Origin of the sequence: Streptomyces sp. SirexAA-E (assembly GCF_000177195.2) — a bacterium.
GTDB classification, from domain to species: Bacteria; Actinomycetota; Actinomycetes; order Streptomycetales; family Streptomycetaceae; genus Streptomyces; species Streptomyces flavovirens.
Window position 1 is genome coordinate 720,773 of record NC_015953.1, and the last position, 20,281, is coordinate 741,053.

Annotated in this window: 20 protein-coding genes and 1 pseudogene; 6 read left to right on the forward strand and 15 right to left on the reverse strand. The window is 71.6% G+C overall.

The genetic code is table 11. From position 1 onward, the window contains the following. Window positions 1-7 precede the first annotated feature (7 nt). From SACTE_RS03055 to SACTE_RS03080, 6 genes are all read right to left on the reverse strand, one after another. On the reverse strand, window positions 8-1,795 hold the full coding sequence (locus tag SACTE_RS03055) for an ABC transporter ATP-binding protein (RefSeq protein ID WP_014044562.1): 1,788 nt from the start codon (window positions 1,793-1,795) through the stop codon (window positions 8-10). A 40-nt stretch (window positions 1,796-1,835) separates the two neighbouring features. Continuing rightward, window positions 1,836-2,888 (reverse strand): iron-siderophore ABC transporter substrate-binding protein, encoded by a 1,053-nt coding sequence (locus SACTE_RS03060; RefSeq protein ID WP_014044563.1) that lies wholly within the window; start codon window positions 2,886-2,888, stop codon window positions 1,836-1,838. A gap of 104 nt (window positions 2,889-2,992) precedes the next feature. Further along, a complete protein-coding gene (locus tag SACTE_RS03065) occupies window positions 2,993-3,850 on the reverse strand; it encodes an ABC transporter ATP-binding protein (protein ID WP_014044564.1) in 858 nt (285 codons plus the stop codon). A 28-nt stretch (window positions 3,851-3,878) separates the two neighbouring features. Further along, window positions 3,879-4,949, reverse strand: coding sequence for an iron ABC transporter permease (locus SACTE_RS03070; RefSeq protein WP_026359040.1), 1,071 nt, complete (start codon window positions 4,947-4,949; stop codon window positions 3,879-3,881). Window positions 4,950-4,963: 14 nt separating this feature from the next. Further along, on the reverse strand, window positions 4,964-6,022 hold the full coding sequence (locus SACTE_RS03075; RefSeq protein WP_037758676.1) for an iron ABC transporter permease: 1,059 nt from the start codon (window positions 6,020-6,022) through the stop codon (window positions 4,964-4,966). 124 nt (window positions 6,023-6,146) lie between these two features. Further along, window positions 6,147-7,502, reverse strand: coding sequence for a lysine N(6)-hydroxylase/L-ornithine N(5)-oxygenase family protein (locus SACTE_RS03080; RefSeq protein ID WP_014044567.1), 1,356 nt, complete (start codon window positions 7,500-7,502; stop codon window positions 6,147-6,149). A gap of 251 nt (window positions 7,503-7,753) precedes the next feature. Here SACTE_RS03080 and SACTE_RS03085 point away from each other — a divergent pair, with 251 nt between their 5' ends. The 3 genes from SACTE_RS03085 to SACTE_RS03095 all read left to right on the forward strand — a co-directional run bounded on the left by SACTE_RS03085 (window position 7,754) and on the right by SACTE_RS03095 (window position 10,781). After that, a complete protein-coding gene (locus tag SACTE_RS03085; protein WP_014044568.1) occupies window positions 7,754-8,701 on the forward strand; it encodes a methionyl-tRNA formyltransferase in 948 nt (315 codons plus the stop codon). A gap of 205 nt (window positions 8,702-8,906) precedes the next feature. Next, window positions 8,907-9,614 (forward strand): lysophospholipid acyltransferase family protein, encoded by a 708-nt coding sequence (locus SACTE_RS03090; RefSeq protein ID WP_014044569.1) that lies wholly within the window; start codon window positions 8,907-8,909, stop codon window positions 9,612-9,614. A 93-nt stretch (window positions 9,615-9,707) separates the two neighbouring features. Then, window positions 9,708-10,781, forward strand: coding sequence for an NAD-dependent epimerase/dehydratase family protein (locus SACTE_RS03095; RefSeq protein ID WP_014044570.1), 1,074 nt, complete (start codon window positions 9,708-9,710; stop codon window positions 10,779-10,781). A gap of 28 nt (window positions 10,782-10,809) precedes the next feature. On the opposite strand, the gene SACTE_RS03100 is transcribed toward SACTE_RS03095, so the two are convergent. From SACTE_RS03100 to SACTE_RS03135, 8 genes are all read right to left on the reverse strand, one after another. Further along, window positions 10,810-12,387 carry an alpha/beta hydrolase gene (locus tag SACTE_RS03100; RefSeq protein WP_014044571.1) on the reverse strand — a complete coding sequence of 526 codons (1,578 nt, stop codon included), beginning with the start codon at window positions 12,385-12,387 and terminating at the stop codon, window positions 10,810-10,812. 174 nt (window positions 12,388-12,561) lie between these two features. Further along, window positions 12,562-13,326 carry an urease accessory protein UreD gene (locus SACTE_RS03105; RefSeq protein WP_014044572.1) on the reverse strand — a complete coding sequence of 255 codons (765 nt, stop codon included), beginning with the start codon at window positions 13,324-13,326 and terminating at the stop codon, window positions 12,562-12,564. Then, window positions 13,323-14,000 carry an urease accessory protein UreG gene (gene ureG, locus SACTE_RS03110; RefSeq protein ID WP_014044573.1) on the reverse strand — a complete coding sequence of 226 codons (678 nt, stop codon included), beginning with the start codon at window positions 13,998-14,000 and terminating at the stop codon, window positions 13,323-13,325. Before ureG ends, SACTE_RS03105 begins: the two co-directional genes overlap by 4 nt. A 29-nt stretch (window positions 14,001-14,029) precedes the next feature. After that, window positions 14,030-14,695, reverse strand: coding sequence for an urease accessory UreF family protein (locus SACTE_RS03115; protein WP_014044574.1), 666 nt, complete (start codon window positions 14,693-14,695; stop codon window positions 14,030-14,032). 15 nt (window positions 14,696-14,710) lie between these two features. Continuing rightward, window positions 14,711-16,432, reverse strand: a complete 1,722-nt coding sequence (locus tag SACTE_RS03120) for an urease subunit alpha (protein WP_014044575.1) — start codon at window positions 16,430-16,432, stop codon at window positions 14,711-14,713. After that, window positions 16,425-16,736, reverse strand: coding sequence for an urease subunit beta (locus SACTE_RS03125; protein WP_014044576.1), 312 nt, complete (start codon window positions 16,734-16,736; stop codon window positions 16,425-16,427). The genes SACTE_RS03120 and SACTE_RS03125 overlap by 8 nt, the downstream gene beginning before the upstream one ends. Window positions 16,737-16,750: 14 nt before the next feature. Next, on the reverse strand, window positions 16,751-17,053 hold the full coding sequence (locus SACTE_RS03130) for an urease subunit gamma (protein ID WP_014044577.1): 303 nt from the start codon (window positions 17,051-17,053) through the stop codon (window positions 16,751-16,753). A gap of 139 nt (window positions 17,054-17,192) precedes the next feature. Then, window positions 17,193-17,813 carry a TetR/AcrR family transcriptional regulator gene (locus tag SACTE_RS03135; protein ID WP_014044578.1) on the reverse strand — a complete coding sequence of 207 codons (621 nt, stop codon included), beginning with the start codon at window positions 17,811-17,813 and terminating at the stop codon, window positions 17,193-17,195. Window positions 17,814-17,943: 130 nt separating this feature from the next. Between SACTE_RS03135 and SACTE_RS03140 the strand changes: the two genes are divergently transcribed. Beyond that, window positions 17,944-18,954: a hypothetical protein gene (locus SACTE_RS03140; protein ID WP_014044579.1), complete on the forward strand. Its 1,011-nt coding sequence runs from the start codon at window positions 17,944-17,946 to the stop codon at window positions 18,952-18,954. A 134-nt stretch (window positions 18,955-19,088) separates the two neighbouring features. Here the strand turns inward: SACTE_RS03140 and SACTE_RS03145 are convergent, their stop codons facing one another. Beyond that, window positions 19,089-19,358 (reverse strand): type II toxin-antitoxin system prevent-host-death family antitoxin, encoded by a 270-nt coding sequence (locus SACTE_RS03145; protein WP_019992842.1) that lies wholly within the window; start codon window positions 19,356-19,358, stop codon window positions 19,089-19,091. Between SACTE_RS03145 and SACTE_RS03150 the strand changes: the two are divergent. Both SACTE_RS03150 and SACTE_RS03155 read left to right on the forward strand, forming a co-directional pair. Further along, window positions 19,330-19,819, forward strand: a pseudogene (locus tag SACTE_RS03150) (ATP-dependent Clp protease proteolytic subunit); the annotation flags it as partial. The gene SACTE_RS03145 and the pseudogene SACTE_RS03150 sit on opposite strands and share 29 nt — an antisense overlap. Before the next feature lie 7 nt (window positions 19,820-19,826). Further along, window positions 19,827-20,135, forward strand: a complete 309-nt coding sequence (locus SACTE_RS03155) for a hypothetical protein (RefSeq protein WP_014044580.1) — start codon at window positions 19,827-19,829, stop codon at window positions 20,133-20,135. The last annotated feature ends 146 nt before the right edge of the window (window positions 20,136-20,281 follow it).

Here is a 20,281-nt window from a genome sequence, read left to right on the forward strand (position 1 = left end):
GGGTCGCCTAACTACCCTCTCGCCACGCTCGCCACAGACGTGCGTACCGCCCGCCCATGGCCACCAACTCCTCGTGTGTGCCCTGCTCCACGACGCGTCCCGCGTCCAGGACGGCGATCCGGTCCGCCGCCATCGCCTGGGTCAGCCGGTGGGCCACGAACAACGTGGTCCGGCCCGCGCACGCGGCCAGCACGGCACGCTCCAGCTCGGCGGCCCCCTCGCTGCCCGCCTCCGCGGTCGACTCGTCGAGGACCACCACGGGCGCCCGGCCCAGCACCAGCCGGGCGAGGGCCACTTGGGCGACCTTGGTGACGTCCAGGCGCTCGCCGCCCTCACCGACCGGGGTGTGCAGCCCCTCGGGCAGCGCCTCGACCCACTCCCCGGCGCCGACCGTGCGGAGGGCGTCCATCAGCTCCGCGTCGTCCGCCCCGGGTGCGGACAGCCGCAGGTCCTCGGCGAGCGGTCCGGAGAAGACATGGGTCTCCTGCGTCAGGATGCTCACCAGCGCCCGCGCGCCGGCCTCGTCCAGAGCGGCGAGATCCGTCGGCCCGACGCGCACCGACCCGGCCTCCGGGGCACCGATGCCCGCGATCAGCGCGGCCAGCGTCGACTTGCCCGCACCCGTCGCCCCCACCAGGGCGAGCGAACCGCCGGCCGGGATCGTCAGACTGACGTCCTGGAGGACGGGACTCTCGCCGCCGGGGTAACGGAAGGTCAGCCCCTCCACGCTCACCGGGTACGGCACGTCCTCGGCCGGTGCGACGGAGGCGTCACCCACCAGCCGGTCCTCCGCCTTTTCCCCCAGCACCCCGACCAGCCGGGTCAGGCTCGCGCCCGACTTCTGCGCCTCGTCGAAGGTGAACATGATGGCGCCCAGCGGGGTGAACAGCCGGTGGAACATGAGCGGGGCCGCCGACACCTCGCCGAGGCTGGCTGCGCCGGCCTCCAGCAGTGCGTACCCCACCAGGAGGATCAGGACGAGGCCGATGAACTCGGCGCGGTTCTCCCGGCCGACGAACCGGCCGAAGAAGCGGAACACGTCGATGCCGAGATCGCGCACCCGCCACGACTCGCTGGTGACCTTCTCGCGGACGGCGCCCTCCAGGCGGTAGGCCCGGACCGTGTCGATCCCGTTCAGACCGCTGATCAAGGCCTGCGCACGGTCGGCCTGGGCCGCCCGCTGCTGCCGGTAGAGCGGGGCCGACCGGGGGAGGTACCAGCGCAGCGCCAGCGCGTACGCGGGCAGTGCCCCGGCGCCCGCCAGTCCGAGCCTCCAGTCCAGTCCGAACATCCCGACGGTGGCGATGGCGACGAGCACCCCCGCCGTGAACACCGTGGGGATGGCCGCCCGGATTCCCCTGGACAGCACGGCCACGTCGTCACCGACCCGGGAGAGCACATCCCCCCGGCCGACCTGTTCGATCCGCGCGCTCGGCATGCCCAGGACCGCCCGGACGGCGTTCTCCCGCAGCCGTGCGAGCAGGTCCGCGCCCAGCCGCCCGATCAGATACGTCGACAGGGCGGTGGCGGCCGCGCCGAGCAGCGCGGCCGCCCCCATCAGGACCCCGACCGTGACCAGGACCGAACCCGAGGCACCGTCCACCACCCCGTCGACCACCCGGCCGAGCAGCAGCACCGGAAGCACCTGGAGCATCGCCCCGGCCACCGTGCTGAGCACGGTGGCGGCCGTCAGCCAGGGCACCGCGCGACAGTGCGCGAAGACCCACCGGGTGGCCTCACGTCCGGTCGCCGTGCGCAGGGCCGCCGGGGCGACGCGCGTGCCGGTGCCGCTCACCCGGACACCGGGGCATGGTGGCGGGACGGGTGGAACGGTGTCACCGGTCGACCGACTTGACGAGCTCGTCGATGGCGTACGGCAGGGAGAGCAGCGTTCCCTGGGACATGGCCGCACCGACCGCGGGGCCCTCGCTGTCGAGCAGGTAGGACACCTTGTCGTTCTTGACCGCGGAGAGGTTGGTGAACAGCTCGAACTTCTTCAGCGCGTCCGTGTCCGCCTTGTCGTTGATGACGAAGATGCGGTCGACGTCGACCAGGTCGACGCGCTCCGGGGAGAGCACGGTGAAGAAGTTGCCCTCGGCGATCTCGTCGATCTTCGTGGCGCCCTTGTAGCCGATGCCCGTGATGAGGCGTCCGCGTACGTCGGTGGTGGTGAACGGCGCGAGCGAGTCCTTGTACCAGGACAGCGCGACGGCGGTCTGGTCGGCGAACTCGGGGTGGGCCGCGGCCGCCGCGGCCATCTTGTCCTGGATGCCCTTCACCAGCGCCTTGCCCTCGTCCTCCTTGCCGAGCGCCTTGGCGATGTGCACCGCGTTGTCCTGCCACGGGGCACTGAAGGGCTCCTTCTCGCCCTTGGTGCGGCCGACCGTGGGGGCGATCTTGGAGAGCTTCTCGTAGGCGGCCTGGTCGATCTCGGAGTAGACCGCGACGATCAGGTCCGGCCGCAGGGAGGCGATCTTCTCGTAGTTGGGGCCCGAGTCACCGTTGCTCATGATGACTTCGGGCTCGGTGTCGCCCCACTTGTCCTTCACCCAGGGCCACTGGGTGTTGATGTCGGGGGACCGGCCATCCGGGTTCGGGTACTGGTCGACCATGCCGACCGGCTTGATCCCGAACGCCAGGACGGCCTGGTCGTCCGTGTAGCCGACGGAGACGACGCGCTGGGGGGCCTTGGTGATCTCCGTGGACCCGAACGCGTGCTCCACGGTGACCGGGAACGCACCGGTGGCGGCGGCCGGGGCGTCGTCGCCCGGCGTCTTCGCCGAGTCGGAACCGCATCCCGAGAGAAGGCCGATGCCGAGGGTCGCGGCGGACAGCATCACCGCCAGCCTGCGCCGTGGCTTCGTGACCGTCGTTCTGTGGATGAGCATTCCGAATCCCTTGCTTTAGCGCCGTCCGCTGCACCCCTGTTCCAGGGCAGCCAAACCTTAACCCGACGTGGTGAGGTTAGCCTAGCCTTACCTTCCCATCGACGTTAATTCGTCGACCAGTTGAGCGAGGGACGGACATGCGTACGGCCGATCGGCACGATGAGCGGCCGGTCCCCCACCGGGTCGTCGATCACCTGGGCGCTGAGCCCGAACGCCTCGTGGAGCAGCTCGGCCGTGATCACGTCACGGGGGTGGCCCTGCGCCAGGATCGCTCCAGCCCGCATGACGACGAGGTTGTCGCTGTAGCGCGTGGCCAGATTGAGGTCGTGCAGCACCATGACGACGGTGCACCCCGACTCGTGGAGGTCGTCCACCAGGTCGAGTACGTCGATGGCGTGCGCCAGGTCCAGGTAGGTGGTCGGCTCGTCCAGCAGCAGCAGGTCGGTTCCCTGAGCCAGCGTCATGGATATCCAGACGCGCTGCCGCTGTCCCCCGGAGAGAGAGTCGACCGGGCGGTCGGCCAGGTCGGACACCCCTGTCATGGCGAGCGCGCGTTCCACCACGGCGGCGTCGTCCGACGACCACTGCCGCAGCCAGCTCTGGTGCGGATGGCGCCCCCTGGCGACCAGGTCGGCCACCGTCAGCCCCTCCGGCGCGACCGGGGCCTGGGGCAGCAGCCCGAGCTTCTTCGCCACGTCCCTGGTCCTGAGCGTGCCGATGTCCTCGCCGTCCAGCACGACCGCCCCCTTCGCCGGCTTGAGCAGCCGTGTCAGGGTGCGCAACAGCGTCGACTTCCCGCAGCCGTTGGGGCCGATGATGGTGGTGACCACCCCTGAGGGGATCGTCACGTCGAGGGCGTCGATGACGGTCCGGGTGCCGTATCCGACGGTGACGCCCTCGGCCGCCAGTCGCGGCTCGCCGCCGGCCCCCGACCCGCTCCCGATGATGTGCTGAGTGGCCACAGGCCCCCCTCTGTCTAGGTGATGACCTTCACGTGCTCTGTCTGAGGTTCGCCCGCACCAGCAGGTGGACGAGGAAGGGACCGCCGATCGCGGCGGTGACCACGCCGACGGGCAGGGTCATCGGCAACGCCGTGCGCGCGACCAGGTCCGAACCGATCAGCAGCAGCGCCCCCACCAGGCCCGAGGCCACCATCGGCGGCGTGGGGAACCTGGCCAGGCGCATCGCCACCTGCGGCGCCACCAGCGCGACGAACGGGACCGGCCCCGCCGCGCTCACCCCCACGGCGGCCAGCAGCACCGCGCACAGCAGCAGGACCGCGCGTACCCGGGAGAACCGGACGCCGAGGCCGGCCGCGACCTCGTCGCCCAGGTGCATCGGCTTGAACTGGAACGCGACGCACGCCACGACGGCCAGGAGGGCGAGCGTGCACCACAGGGCCACCCCCACCTCGTCCCACGACCGGTTCTCCAGCGAACCGACCAGCCATGCCTGCGCGCGGGCCACGTCCCGGATGTCGGCGCCGACCAGGAGCCAGGTCGTGATCGCCTCCATGACGGCGCTCACCGAGATCCCGATGAGGATGAGCCGGAATCCGTCGATACCGCGCCGCCAGGCCAGGAAGTACACCAGCAGACCGGTACCGAGACCGCCCGCGAGCGCCGCCGCGGAGAGGCCCACCGAGCTGATGACGGCCGCGCTCGCCCCGCCGGACACGGTGACCAGGAACACCGCGACCGCGCCGGCGCCCCCGGTGATCCCCAGGATGTCGGGGCTGGCCAGCGGATTGCGCGCGACGGACTGCGTGATCGCCCCGGACACCCCCAGGGCGATGCCCACGACGAGTCCGGCCAGAGCGCGCGGCATCCGCAGATCCATGATCACGAACTCGTCGACCGGCTCGCCCCCGCCGAGGAGTGTGGCGATCACCCGGGACAGGTCGACGGGGAAGTCACCGATGCTGATGGACAGGCAGAACACCAGGAAGGTCGCCGCCGTCAGCAGCAGCGTGACCAGGACGAGCCAGGGCCGCCAGACGAACGACACAAGGCCGAGGCGTACTCCCGGCGCCACCGAAGGCTTCACCGCTGTCCCGTTCACAGGCTCCTGGACCTTCATGCGTTCTTGAACTTTCCTCGCCACACCAGGGCCGCGAAGAACGGGGCGCCGAGGAGGGCGACGACGACTCCCGCGTCCAACTCGCCCGGGCGTACGACCAGTCGGCCCACGATGTCACAGACGAGCAGGACGACGGCCCCGAGCAGACCCGCGTACGGCACCAGCCAGCGGTAGTCCGGACCGGTGAGGTAACGGGCGACATGGGCCACCATCAGGCCGAGGAACGCGACGGGGCCGCAGGCCGCCGTCGCCGCTCCCGCCAGCAGGGTGATCGAGACGATGCCCACGGTCCGGCTCAGCGCGACGTTCACCCCCAGCCCGCGCGCCACGTCGACGCCCAGGTTGAGGAGGTTGAGGGAGGGCAGCGTGGACAGGGCCGACACCAGCCCGGCCGCGACGAACCCGGTCACCGGCCAGATGACGTCGAATCCGACGCCGGCCACCGAGCCGGCGTTCCAGAACCTCAGCGCGTTCAGCGACTTCAGGTCCGACATCGCGACCGCCGTCGTCATGGCGGCGAGGAAGACGGTGACTCCCTGCCCCGCCAGCGCGAGCGTCAGCGGATTGCCCGCTCCCCGGCCGATGCTCGCCAGTCCGAACACGACCACCCCGGCGACGGCCGCTCCCAGGAAGGCGAACCAGACGTACTGGAACGGGTCGGTGAAGCCGAACAGCGCGATCGCCGACACCACGGCGAAGGAGGCGCCGCTGTTGACCCCGAGCAGCCCCGTGTCCGCGATCGGGTTGCGCGTGTACCCCTGGATCAGCGCACCGCCGACCCCGAGCGCGACGCCCGCCACGACCGCGAGCACCGTGCGGGGCACCCGCACGGTCTGCACGATGAGCCTGATCTCGGTGAGCCGCCGGTCGGAATCGGGGGCGGCGAACAGGCCGTGCCACACCTCGGCGGGACTCAACGCGCGCGCACCGACGGCCAACGACAACGCCCCGGCGACCACGAGGATCACCACCAGGACGCCCACCCCCAGCACCCGTCTTCGACGGATGTCCATCGTCCCCCTGAGCGCGGGACGCTCCACTGCAGTCGTGCTCATGTCGACGTACGTTATCCCTTGGATCCACCGGCCGGACACGGCAGTTGGCCCTCTCACAGGGGGCGGGCCGGCGCCGCCGCCTGTTGTCCCGGCCTTTGTCGGGGGGGAGGGTACGGGACAGCCCTCAGCGTGCGGCGGTGCCGGTCCCGTCGACGACCGGCCGGGCCTCGTCGGAAGCGGCCTTGACGCCTTGGCCGACCAGCGAGTCGAGGATCTCCCCGACCCGGATCGCGGTGTTGGACAGCAGGGCCGACGTGATGCCGTGCGTGTGCTCCGTACCGCCTTGCAGGTAGATGCCGCAGTGCAGGCCGGGGTCGGTCGCGATGCGGTAGTCGCGCTCGACGCGGACGCGGCCCTCGTCGTCGCGGAGGCAGTGGTCGGCGACCTCGCCGAGGAGGCCGACGGGGTCGACGGGGCTGTAACCGGTGGCGAAGACCACGACATCGGCGTCCAGGAGTGTCTCCTCCCCCGTGACGAGGGACTTCACCGTGGCGCTGACCTTGTCCGGTGCCTCCTCGACGCCGACGAGCCGGGAGACGTTGAGGAAGCGCAGCCGCTCGGTGCCGAGGACCTTCTCCCGGTAGCTCTGCCGGTACAGGTCGTCGATCAGGTCGATGTCCACGACGGAGTAGTTGGTGTTGCCGTGGTAGCCCATCAGCCGGCGCTTGATCTCCTCGGGGGCGGCGAAGTACTCGTCGACCGCGCCGGGGTCGAAGATCCGGTTGGCGAAGCTGCTGTCGTCGGCGGGGCTGTAGCCGTAGCGGGAGAAGACCGCGCAGACCTCGGCCTCGGGGAAGCGGCGGTGCAGGTAGGCGACGTTCTCCGCGGCGCTCTGGCCGGCGCCGACGACGACGAACCGGGAGGGCGAGGTGCCGTTCAGCCCGTCGACCTTGGCCAGCAGGTCGGAGTTGTGCCAGACACGGTCGCCGCGTTCCACGCCTTCCGGCATGAGGGGGCGCAGCCCGGTGCCGATGACGAGGTTGCGGGCCCGGTGGAGCGCGAGGCCCTCCGGCGAGCGGACCGTCACGTCGAGGTACTCCACGGCGCCGTCGCGGACGACCGGCGTGACGCCGACGACCTCGTGGCCGTAGGAGACCATGTCGTCGACCTTGGCCGCGGCCCACTCGAAGTAGTCGTGGAACTCCACGCGGAGCGGGAACAGGTTCTTGTGGTTGATGAAGTCGACCAGCCGGCCCTGGCTCTGCAGGTAGCACAGGAAGCTGAACTCGCTGCTCGGGTTCCGCAGCGTCACCAGGTCCTTGAGGAAGGACACCTGCATCGTCGCGTCGTCTATCAGCATGCCGCGGTGCCAGCCGAAGCGCGGCTGCTGCTCGAAGAAGTGAGCGGTGACCGCCTCCTGGGTGCCGGCGCGGGCGTTGTGCTCGGCGAGGGCGATCGCCATGGCCACATTGGACGGTCCGAAACCGATGCCAATGAGGTCGTGGACCGTTGGTACGTCGCCAGGACGAACCTGTGACATGTCACTCCCATCGTGCGGGGAAGCCGCTGTGAAGCGTGGGGGAAAAAGAGCGGAATGCGGGCACACCGACAGAGCGACCCACATGGAACTTAGGTGAGCCTAAGCTAATCCTGTGGAGCTGTCGATACCGCACGGAGGTCACCCCTCACCGACGGCGAGCGTCAACTACGATCCGCTATGCGCGTGTTGCGAGCTAAGGTAAGCCTTGCTTTACTGGGCCTCCATCAGTCCCTGCTCTGAGGAGGAACCCCATGCGGGTCGTCATGTTCGGATACCAGACCTGGGGGCACCGCACCCTTCAAGCCCTCCTGGACTCCGAACACGACGTGGTCCTGGTGGTGACGCACCCCAAGAGCGAGCACGCGTACGAGAAGATCTGGAGCGACTCCGTCGCCGACCTCGCCGAGGACCACGGCGTCCCGGTCCTGATCCGCAACCGCCCGGACGACGACGAGCTGTTCCGACGCCTCGAGGAGGCCGCCCCGGACATCATCGTCGCCAACAACTGGCGGACCTGGATCCCTCCGCGCATCTTCCGCCTCCCGCGCCACGGCACGCTGAACGTCCACGACTCGCTGCTGCCGAAGTACGCCGGGTTCTCCCCGCTGATCTGGGCCCTGATCAACGGCGAGTCCGAAGTGGGCGTCACGGCGCACATGATGAACGACGAGCTCGACGCCGGTGCCGTCGTCCGGCAGGAGGCCGTCCAGGTCGGACCGACGGACACCACCACCGACCTCTTCCACAAGACCGTCGAGCTGATCGCCCCCGTCACCATCGGCGCACTCGACCTCATCGCCTCCGGGCGGACCGACTTCACCGAGCAGGACCGCTCCCAGGCGACCTTCTTCCACAAGCGGTCCGCAGAGGACATCCGCATCGACTGGAACTGGCCCGCCGAGGACCTCGAACGCCTGGTCCGCGCACAGTCCGAGCCCTACCCGAGCGCCTTCACCTACCACAAGGGCAAGCGGCTGGAGGTGCTCGCCGCGGCGGTGTCCGAGAACCGCTACGGGGGTACGCCGGGCCGCATCTTCTACCGCGAGGGCGACGGCGTGGTGATCGTCGCGGGGGCCGACGCGCGCACGGGCCGCAACCACGGTCTGGCCATCCGGCGCGTACGCACCGAGGACGGCCGCGAGATACCGGCGACGGAGTACTTCACCTCCATGGGCGGCTATCTGACCGGCCGCCCCTGACCCACCGGATCGCACGCGGGGCCGGTCGGCCGGACCGGACGGCCCCGTCACGTGCGGGCCCGCCCGCCGTCGGTCGTGCGCGGCGTGCCGCGCACGACCGGGCGAAGGCGCCCGGGACCGGGCTACGATCGGTCGCTCGACAAGGACGCCGGCCCCGGCCGGCGTCCCGGCCACCGGCCCGGTCCAGCAGAGTGGGTAGACGATCGTGTTCTATTACGTCCTGAAGTACGTGGTGCTGGGGCCCCTGCTCCGGTTGGCGTTCCGGCCCCGTATCGAGGGTCTGGAGCATGTTCCGGACGACGGTGCGGCCATCGTCGCGGGGAACCATCTGTCGTTCTCCGACCATTTCCTGATGCCGGCGATCCTCAGGCGCCGCATCACCTTCCTCGCGAAGGCCGAGTACTTCACCGGCCCCGGCATCAAGGGGAAGCTGACGGCCGCCTTCTTCCACAGCATCGGGCAGATCCCGGTCGACCGGTCCGGCAGGAACGCCGGCCAGGCGGCGATCCGCGAGGGGCTGGGAGTACTGGAGAAGGGCGAGCTGCTCGGGATCTACCCCGAGGGCACCCGCTCGCACGACGGCCGCCTGTACAAGGGCAAGGTCGGGGTCGCGGTCATGGCGATCAAGGCGGGCGTGCCGGTGGTCCCGTGCGCGATGGTCGGCACCTTCGAGATCCAGCCGCCCGGCAAGGTCGTCCCCCGGATCAGGCGGGTCACGATCCGCTTCGGGAAGCCCCTGGACTTCTCGCGTTACGCGGGCATGGAGGACCAGAAGGCCGCCGTCCGCGCGGTGACGGACGAGATCATGTACGCCGTCCTCGGCCTGTCCGGTCAGGAGTACGTCGACGCGTACGCGGCGGACGTGAAGGCGGCCGCGGCCGGGCAGCAGGACAAGAAGTTCCCACGGCCGTGACGCCGAGCGGGGAATCTGCTGACGGCAGACCGCTCTGTTCACCGGACGGGCACCGCCCCTAGCGTCGTCCTCATGAGCAGAGGACGAGCATGTGTGCTGGGCGCCACCGGGCAGATCGGGCGGGCGGCGGTACGGGCCCTGGCCGAGGACGGCTGGGAGGTGACGGCCGCATCGCGCGGGGGCGGCCGCGACGCCTCGTGGGACGCGGACACCCGCTCCGTGGCGCTGGACCGTGACGCGGAGGGGGCGTTGGCGGCCGCGCTCGGCGACGGGTGCGACGTGCTGGTCGACATGGTCGCGTACGGCGGCGGGCACGCCGCTCAGCTGGCCGGCCTGTCCGGCCGGATCGGTTCGGCGGTCGTCATATCCAGCGGCGCGGTGTACGTGGACGACGGCGGGCGCGGTTTCGACACCCAGGACGAGCCGGACGGTGCCGCGCGCTATCCGGTGCCGATCCCGGAGACCCAGCCCACCGTCGCGCCCGGCGACGCCACGTACGCGACGCGGAAGATCCAGCTGGAGCGGGGGCTGCTCGCGGCCGGCGCATCCCTGCCGGTGACGCTGCTGCGGGCGGGGGCGGTGCACGGCCCGTACTGCAGGGGCCCGCGCGAGCTGTACTTCGTCAAGCGCGCGCTCGACGGGCGCCGTCGGCGGGTGCTCGCCCACGGCGGGACGTCCCGGTTCCATCCGGTCCATGTGTCCAACCTCGCCGAGCTGATCCGGCTCGCCGCGCTGCGGCCGGGCTCACGGGTGCTCAACGCCGGGGATCCGGAGGCCCCGACGGTTGCCGAGATGGGCGCCGCCGTCGACGCGGTGCTGGGCGTGGAGACCGAGACGGTGACGGTGGACGGGCCGCCCGAGGACGGTGTCGGCCTGACCCCGTGGAGCGCCCCGCATCCGATCGTCTACGACATGGCGGCCGCCGAGAGGGAGTTGGGCTACCGGCCGGTGACGGGGTACACCGCGTCGCTGCCGGGGACGGTCGAGTGGATAGCCTCCGAGCTCCGGGGGAGCACATGGTCGCAGGCATTCCCCGCGATGCGGCGGAGCTACGGGGAGACCCTCTTCGACTACGCGGCGGAGGACGCCTGGCTGGAGCGGTACGACCGGCGGTGCCGGGTCAGCGGCACACCGGGCGGGAGCGGGCGGCCGGCTGGGGGGCCGTGAACGCCCGCTCCCGCGGATCAGACGGTGCTCACGGCGTCGGCGTGGCGTGCGGGGCACACGTCACATCGCGCCGGTCGGTCCGGCCGGTGAGCAGGTAGGTGTCCACCCGCTCGTTGACGCAGGGGTTGACCAGGCCGGTCACCCCGTGCGACCCGGCGTTCTTCTCGGTGACGAGGCGGGAGCCCTTGAACCGCTTGTGCAGCTCGACGGCGCCCTCGTAGGGCGTGGCGGCGTCACGTGTGGACTGCACGATGAGCACCGGGGGCAGGCCCTTTCCGGTACGGACGTCCAGCGGGGTCCGCTGCTTGGCCGGCCAGGTCGCGCAGGGCAGGTTCATCCAGGCGTTGGCCCACGTCATGAACGGGTGGTCCCGGTGCAGCCGGGTGTTGTCGCGGTCCCACCTCTGCCAGCTGGTGGGCCACTTGGCGTCCGCGCACTCGACGGCCGTGTAGACCGCGTTGCCGTTCTCCGAGGAGGCGTTGCCCGCGGTGTCCGACAGGTCGGGGGCCGCGGCGTCGATCAGCGCCTGGGTGTCGCCGCCCCGGTAGTCGCTCCAGGTCCGGGCGATGGGAGCCCACATGGAGTCGTAGTAGGGCGCGCTCTGGAAGAAGCCGATGAGTTCGGCGGGGCCGACGACGCCACCGATCGGGTTCTTCTTGGCCGCCGCGCGCAGGGTCAGCCACGCCTTCTCGACCTTCGCGGGCGTGTCACCGATGTGGTAGGTCGCGTCGTTCTTCGCGACCCAGGCCTTCCAGTCCTCCCAGCGCGTCTGGAAGGCGACGTCCTGGTTGAGGTTCGCCTGGTACCAGATGTTGTCCTTCGCCGGGTTGACGACGCTGTCGACGACCATGCGGCGCACGTGGGACGGGAAGAGCGTGCCGTAGACCGCGCCGAGGTAGGTGCCGTAGGAGACGCCGAGGAAGTTGAGCTTCTTCTCCCCCAGTGCGGCACGGATGACGTCGAGGTCGCGTGCGGTGTTCGGCGTCGTCATGTGCGGCAGCATGTCGCCGCTGCGTTCGGCGCAGCCCGCCGCGTACTCGGCGGCGAGCTTGCGCTGGGCGCGCTTGTCGGCCTCGCTGTCGGGGACCGGGTCGGCCTTGGGGGCCTTCACGAACTCCTGCGGGTCCACGCAGGAGATCGGGGCCGAGTGCCCGACTCCACGCGGGTCGAAGCCGACGAAGTCGTACGCCTTCGCCGTCTTCGTCCAGAGCGGGTTCTTGGTGGCGACGCGCTTGGGGAACGCCATGCCCGAACCGCCGGGGCCGCCGGGGTTGTAGACGAGCGCCCCCTGGCGCTCCTTCTTGGTGCCGGTGCTGACGTGCCGGTCGACGGCGAGCTTGATCTTCTTGCCGTCGGGCTCCGCGTAGTCGAGCGGTACGGTCACCCAGCCGCACTGGACGGGTGCGGCGATGGCCCAGTCGGCCGGGCAGTCGGCCCAGTCGATTCCGGCCTTGGCGGCTCTGGCCGCGGCGATCTGGACTCCGCGCGCCTCCCGGTCGCCGTGGTGGCGGTCGTGGGCGCTGGCGGCGGGTGCGGCTATCGCCCCCGCTATGAGCGTGCCCGCGATCAGGGTGCCGGCGGAGCCGAGCACTGCTGTGCGTCGCAAGATGAAACCTCCCCCTGTGTGAGGTGCCGCTCGTGGCGGCGCCGTTGTTCGTGCGTCAGCGGATCCTTTCGTCTGTGGGGTTCCTGAGAACAGGGCGTACGTGTGTTTCTTTACCGAACCAATAACCGGTGCATCCGGTCCCGCTGAGCGAACTCCCGCCCCGCACACGTGCGGTCACCTGGGCGACAGCCGTTCCAGCGCCTCGTCCAGCAGCCCCCGCAGCAGCCGTGCGTCGGGCGCGAGCGCGGTCACCAGGACTCCGGGCCCGGTCAGCGGGGTGAGTACGGCGGTGGGACCGAGCGACGTCGGCGGGACCGGTTCCTCCTCGTACGCGGGGTCGACGACCAGCAACTGGCCGACGGCCCGGTGGCCGCCGAGGACGGCCGGGCCGTCCCAGCCGCCGGATGCGCCGGGTCCGTAGGCCAGCTGCTGGTCCAGCAGCGGCCGTCCGGCCCGGTGGACGGTCAGCCGGGTGGTGAGGGTTCCGGTGGGCTCGCCGTGCCGGCCGAGGACCTGTTCCTCGCGCAGGACCAGGCGGGCCGTGGGAGCCAGTTCGGCCCGTGTGGTCATGGTGAGTGCGCTCCGGTGGGCGCAGACGAGCTGTTCCGGGAGCCAGCGGACCTCCGCCCCCGGGCCCGCCTCGATGCGGATGTCGTACGAGGCGGGGCCCGCGTCCTGCGCGGCGCCGGGCAGGGCGACGGTGGCCGCCGCGGAGTCCACCGTCAGCCGCGCCCCCGCCTCGGCGCGCACCTCTACGGCCAGCCGGTCGCCGCCGAGCGGCGCGCTCATCGCGCCGACCACGGTGACCCTGGCCCGTCCCGCCGCGGCCGACCGGGTGCGGCGCAGGGCGAGCGGGCCGTCGCTCTCCAGGACGGGGAGCGCGGTGGAGCCGCACCCGTCTGGGGCTGCGGTGATCCGGGCGGTGGCCTGGACGCTCATGCGGTCCAGGCGGCGAGTTGCGCGCGCACCCAGTCGGCGACCGGTGCGACGCCCTCGGCGGAGGTCAGGGAGGTGAACACGACGGGGAGTTCACCGCGCTGGGCGGCCGCGTCCCGGGCCATCCGGTCCAGGTCGGAGCCGACGTAGGGGGCGAGGTCGGTCTTGTTGACGACGAGGAGGTCCGCTGTGGTGACCCCGGGGCCGCCCTTGCGCGGGATGTCGTCACCGCCGGCCACGTCGATGACGAAGACCTGGGCGTCGACGAGCCCTTTGGAGAAGGTCGCGGTGAGGTTGTCTCCGCCGGACTCGACCAGGATCAGGTCGAGCGGGCCCACCGCGTCCTCCAGGTCCTCGACGGCTTCGAGGTTGGCGGAGATGTCGTCGCGGATCGCGGTGTGCGGGCAGGCTCCGGTCTCGACGGCCTGGATGCGCTCCGGCGGCAGGACGGCGTTGCGGAGCAGGAAGGCGGCGTCCTCGCGGGTGTAGATGTCGTTGGTGACGACGGCGATGGACAGCCGGTCGCGCAGGGCGCGGCACAGGGCGGCGACGGTGGCGGTCTTGCCCGAACCGACGGGCCCGCCGAGGCCGATCCGCAGGGCACGCCGGGTGCCGTCGGGCCGCGCGGCGTCCGCGCCGACGGCCGCGGGGCCTTGGTGGGTGTGGTCCAGGTGCATGGGTACGGCTCCAGGGTGGTCGAAGGGGGTCAGGACGCGAACAGGCGTACCGGCCAGGCGGCGTGGGCCTCGGCGGTGATGTCGAGCAGCGGTGCGGAGGCGGCGGGCAGCGCGCCGATGCCCTCACGGGCGGCAGCGGCGGCCTGTGCGGCGACCCGGTCGAGCGCGGGTGTCAGTCGGGCGAGGACGGCGGTGGCCTCGAAGGGGTCCAGGGAGAGCAGCCGGACGACCGCGGTGGCCGGCCCGCTGACCGTCTCGTACGCGACGCAGTGGGCGGCGTCCTCGGGTCCGAGGCCGGCCGCACGGGCGGTGAGGCCGAGGACCACCGGCTGGTGGGCTCCGCGTGGCCTGGCCGCGGCGAGGGCGGCCAGTTCGGCGCTGGGCCAGGTGGCCCGGGCGGCCCGCATCAGCTGGCGGCCCAGCTTGCGGGCGACGGCCCTGAGTGCCGGTGAGGGGGTCCGGGCGTCGGCCGCCTCGTCGAGGGCGAGCGGGTCGAGGCCGTGGGCGGCGGCCGCGGCGAGTGCGGCCGAGGTGAGTCCGGTGGTGTGGAGGCGCCCGAGGCAGTAGTCGGCCAGGTCCTGGGCGTCGCGGATGCGTCCCGCCGCGACGGCGGGTTCGGCCCCGCCGGAGTGGGCGTGGCCACCGGCGGGGAACCGGCCGTCGGCGAGGACGAGGAGTGCGGCTCGTGTCGTCATGGGAGCTGACGGCCCTCAGAAGAGGAAATAGCGCTGGGCCATGGGGAGTTCGGCGGCGGGCGCGGGCTCGACCGGCTCTCCGTCGATGGTGACCGCGAAGCTGTCGGGGTCGACCTCGACCCTGGGCAGGGCGTCGTTCTCCCGCATGTCCGCCTTGGTGACGCCCCGGGTGCTGGTGATCGGCACGAACTCCTTCTCCAGCCCGAGGCGCTCGGCCAGCCCGTCCTCGACGGCCGCGGCCGAGACGAAGGTGACGGAGTTGGCGGCGGGGGCCCGGCCCATCGCGCCGAACATGGGGCGTGGCATGACGGGCTGCGGGGTGGGGATCGAGGCGTTGGCGTCCCCCATCTGCGCGTAGGCGATCTGGCCGCCCTTGATCACCGTCTGCGGTTTGACGCCGAAGAAGGCGGGTTCCCACAGCACCAGGTCGGCGAGCTTGCCCGTCTCGACCGAGCCGATCTCGCGGTCCAGCCCTTGGGCGACCGCGGGGTTGATGGTGTATTTGGCGATATAGCGACGTGCCCGGTGGTTGTCGGCGCGGCCGTCGCCCGGCAGGGCCCCCCGGCGCCGCTTCATGACGTGGGCGGTCTGCCAGGTGCGCAGGATCACCTCGCCGACGCGTCCCATCGCCTGGGAGTCGGAGGAGATGATCGAGATGGCGCCGAGGTCGTGGAGGATGTCCTCGGCCGCGATGGTCGAGGGCCTGATCCGCGACTCGGCGAACGCGAGGTCCTCCGGGACGGCGGGGTTGAGGTGGTGGCAGACCATCAGCATGTCGAGGTGTTCCTCGATGGTGTTGACGGTGTGCGGCCGGGTCGGGTTGGTGGAGCTGGGCAGGACGTTGGGCTCCGAGACGACGCTGATGATGTCGGGGGCGTGCCCTCCGCCGGCACCCTCGGTGTGGTACGCGTGGATGGAGCGGCCGGCGATCGCGGCCAGTGTGTCGGCGACGAATCCGGCCTCGTTGAGCGTGTCGGTGTGGATGGCGAGCTGGGCGCCGGTCTCCTCGCAGACGCCCAGGCACGCGTCGATCACGGCCGGGGTGGCGCCCCAGTCCTCGTGGATCTTGAATCCCAGCGCGCCGGCCCGTAGTTGGGAGTGCATGGCCTCGCGGGACGTCGTGTTGCCCTTGCCCAGCAGCCCGATGTTGACCGGGCTGTTCTCCAGCGCACGGAACATCCGGGCGAGATGCCAGGGGCCTGGGGTGATGGTGGTGGCCTTGGTCCCTTCGGAAGGTCCGGTGCCGCCGCCGACGAGGGTGGTGATGCCCGAGGAGAGGGCCTGGTCGACCAGGGTCGGCGAGATGAAGTGGACGTGGGCGTCGATGGCGCCGGCGGTGACGAACTTGCCGTTGCCCGCGATGATCTCGGTCTCCGGGCCGATGACCAGGTCGGGGTGGACCCCGTCCATCGTGTCCGGGTTGCCCGCCTTGCCGATGCCGGTGATCCGGCCGTCGCGTATCCCGATGTCCGCCTTGACGACGCCCCAGTGGTCGAGGACGACGGCACCGGTGATCACGGTGTCGGGCGCGCCTTCCGCACGGGTGGTCCGCGCCTGGCCCATGGATTCGCGGATCACCTTGCCGCCGCCGAACACGGCTTCGTCACCGGCCCGGCCGGGTCCGCCCGAGCGGTCCTCCTCGATCTCGACGACCAGGTCGGTGTCGGCGAGGCGTATGCGGTCCCCCGTGGTCGGCCCGAACAGGTCGGCGTAGACGGGGCGGCTGAGTTCAGGCATCGAGGGGTCCTCCGGTTTCGCCGCGCAGTCCGGGGACGTGGCGCAGACCCGCGAGCGGGACGAGCTCGACGTCGACCGGGATGCCGGGCTCGAAGCGGACGGCGGTTCCCGCCGCGATGTGCAGCCGCAGCCCGTGGGCGGCACGGCGGTCGAAGTCCAGGCCGGGGTTGGCCTCGGCGAAGTGGTAGTGCGAGCCGACCTGCACGGGCCGGTCGGCGGCGTTGAGGACGGTGAGCCGGGTGACGGGGCGTCCTTCGTTGAGCGGCACCGGGGTGTCGGCGTACAGGATCTCTCCGGGGGTCATCGCTCGCTCCCCCGTCAGACGATCGGGTCGTGGACGGTGACGAGCTTGGTGCCGTCCGGGAAGGTGGCCTCGACCTGGACGTCGTGGATCATCTCCGCGATGCCGTCCATGACGTCCTCACGGGCGAGCACCTTCCTGCCGGAGGCCATCAGTTCGGCGACGGTCCGGCCGTCCCGGGCGCCTTCGAGCAGATGGGAGGTGATCAGCGCGATCGCCTCGGGGTGGTTGAGGCGCAGTCCGCGCGCCTTGCGCTTCTCGGCGACGTCGGCCGCCACGTGGATGAGCAGGCGTTCCTGTTCGTGCGGGGTCAGTTGCACGCTTCCACCCTCTTCGTCTTCCGCCCGGTACCGGCCCCGGGCGCAGCGGGACCTTATCCGCCTTCAACACCTTGTTGAACAGCGAAGAGGGGCCCCGCGGCCAGGTATTGCACGTTAGGGCGGAAGTTTTTCCGGCGCGTTAACTGATCCTTTGCGGATCGATGGACATCAGGCCCCGCAGCCCGTTCTCCAGCGCCTCAGGCTCGACCCCGCCGAACAGCGCCTCCTGGGCGATGAATCCCTGCGCGGTGGCGATCATCGTCCGGGCCACGTCGTCGGCGGGGACGTCGGCGCGCAGGAGCCCCGCCGTCCGGTAGGCCTCCACCAGCTGCGCCCAACCGGCCCGCATGCCCCCGTACCCCTCGCCGAGCGTCTTCGCCAGACGCTCGTTGCGCATCGACTCGGCCCACACCTGGACGATCAGCGCGGCGCAGGTGCGCCGCTCCAGTCCGTACACCTGACCGGTGAACACCCCGCGCACCACCCGGCCGAGCAGCACGTCGGGGGTGGGCGGGGGGCTGATCTCCGCCGCCTCGGAGAAGGCGTGCCGGATGTACTGGAAGGCCTCGTCGGCGATGGCCGCGATCAGGTCGTCCTTGCCGGCGAAGTAGCGGTAGACGGCCCCCGCCGACAGTCCGACCTCCTTCAGCACGTCCTGCATCGAGGTGCCGTGGAAGCCGTTGCGGGCGAAGCATCGCGCGGCACCCGTGAGGATCTGCCGGCGGCGGGCGTCGAGGTGCTCCTGGGATACGCGTGCCATACGAGAATCGTAAAACGAACATTCCTTCTTGACAACCGGAGCCCCGACGGCCGACAGTGAGCGAGGTAAAACGAACGATCCTTCTCTTTGCACCTCTTCTTGAACCTCTCCTTGAATCGAGGCATCCGTCATGCCTGCTGCACCCAACCGCCGTGCGGTGGCGGTCGTCCTGCTCGTCCCCCTGCTGGTCACCCTCTCGCTCTGGGCCTTCGCGTGGCCGGCTGCCAGGATCGCGCCCCGCGATCTCCCGGTGGGCGTCGCCGGCTCCGCCCCGGCGGCGGACCAGCTCCAGAAGCGGTTCGAGGAGCGCGACGGCGCCTTCGAGGTCCACCGCTACGAGGACGCGGCCGCCGCGCGCGCCGCGATCCGGGACCGGGCCGTATACGGCGCCCTGGTGGTCACACCGAAGGGACCGGAACTGCTCACCGCGTCCGCGGCGAGCCCGGTCGTGTCCCAGCTGCTGACCGCGGCGGCGGCCGAGGCGGCCCCGCCCGGCACCCAGGTGCCGGTCACGGACGTCGTCGCGGCACCGGACGCGGACCCGCGCGGCAGCGCGCTCGGGGCGAGCATCCTGCCGCTGGCCCTCGCGGGTGTCGCCGCGGGGGCGATCGTCACCCTCCTGGGACTGCGTGGCGTCCGGGCGGCCCTGACTCTGACCGGCGCCTCGGTACTGGTGGGGGTCGTCGCCGCGGCGATCGCCCACAGCTGGCTGGGCGTCCTCGCGGGCGACTGGTGGACCGAGGCGGGCGCCGTCGGGCTCACGGTGCTGGCGATCGGCGCGGCCGTCGCCGGTCTCGCGGCCCTGCTGGGGACGCGGGGCATCGGACTGGGCGCCGTGCTCATCGTGCTGCTGGGCAATTCGTTCTCCGGCGTCACCAGCGCGCCCGAACTGCTGCCCGAACCGGTGGGCGCGATCGGCCAGTGGCTGCCGCCGGGGGCGGGCGGTTCGCTCCTCCGGTCGGTCGCCTTCTTCGAAGGGAACGCGGCGGGAGGCTCCGTGCTGACCCTGGCCCTCTGGGCGCTGCTGGGGCTGACCGCGGTGGTGCTCGGTGGCGGCCGGAAGCGGCCCGACACGACCGCCACCGACCCGGAGACCGCCGACTCCCCCGTCCGCGAGCCCGAGGCCGCGCGCGTGGGCTGAGCAGCCCCCGTCGGCACACCCCTGGAAGCCGTGCTTTCCGCCCTCACGGGCCGGACCGCACGGCTTCCGCCGTGGCGCCGCCCGCCCCACCGCCGCCCGACCGCCGCACGACGGCCGGAGACGTCAGCGGGGGGTCAGCCCTCTCGGTCGCGCCCGCCCCGGTGCCCGGCCGAGGTCCCGAAGCGCAGCCGTACGCCCGGAGCGGACGCCACACGACCCAGCGAGGAGACCGGGCCGATCACCTGCTCCTGCGCCGCCTCTTCCTCCGCGGCTTCCAGCCTTCCCAGGTCAGCGGCGGAGATCAGAGCCACCAGGGGCTTTCCGTGACGGGTCACGACGACGCGTTCACCGGCGTAGACGACACGGTTGATCAGTTCGGCGAGCGACCTGATCGCCCCGTTCATCTACCTGGAGCACGCCGAGCCGGAGGCCGGCCCGTCTCCCTGTACATCAACTCCCCCGGCGGCTCGTTCGACGCGATGACGGCGGTCTACGACACCGTGCGCTTCCTCAGCTGCGACCTGGAGACCTTCCGCCTCGGCCAGGCGGGCTCCGGCGCCGCCGTCCGCTCGCGGCCGGCGCGCCGCGGCGGCGACATGCCCTGCCCGGCGCCCGGGTAGTCATCCAGCAGCCCTCACTGGACGAGCCGGTGCGAGGAAAGACTTCCGATCTCGAGACCCGGGCACGCGAGTTGACGCACATGCGCGAGACGTTCACCGCGATGCCGGCCAGGCACACGGGACGTCCGGCGCAGGATGTCGACGCCGACCTCGAACGGGACACCGTCCTCGACGCCCAAGCCGCGCAGGCGTACGGGCTGATCGACCACGTCATCGAGAACCGCACGCCGCACCCCGCGAGGTGAATCGCCGATGCTCTCCCCCCAGCTCCCGCCACTTCCCGCACTGACCCGCGCCGAGGCCGAGTTCATCGACTGCTATCTGGAAGTCCTCGACCAGGTGGGCCGGATCAACCCGGCCCACGGCGGTGACACCTACGGCGCCCTGCGCGCCGCCCAGGCACTTGCCTCCCGGGCCACCGCGCTGCGCGACGCTCTTGCGCTGATGCACGACCGGGGCGAGAGCCGGCTCCACGCGGGCACGCTGACCCGCACGCTGCGGCTGCTGGACGGGGAACGACGGGCCGGCCGGAGCGCCCTTCCCCCGGCGTCCGGGAGTTGACCGGCATCCCCGCCCGACTCCCCCACCGCGCCGGTGTTTCGACCCGGTTTCACGACACGCCCAACGGCGGGATCGGTTTTCCTCGCTCGTTCGGCGTAGGCCGCCCCCCGTGCGAGCGACAGGTCAACTTGCGCAACGGGGGCGGA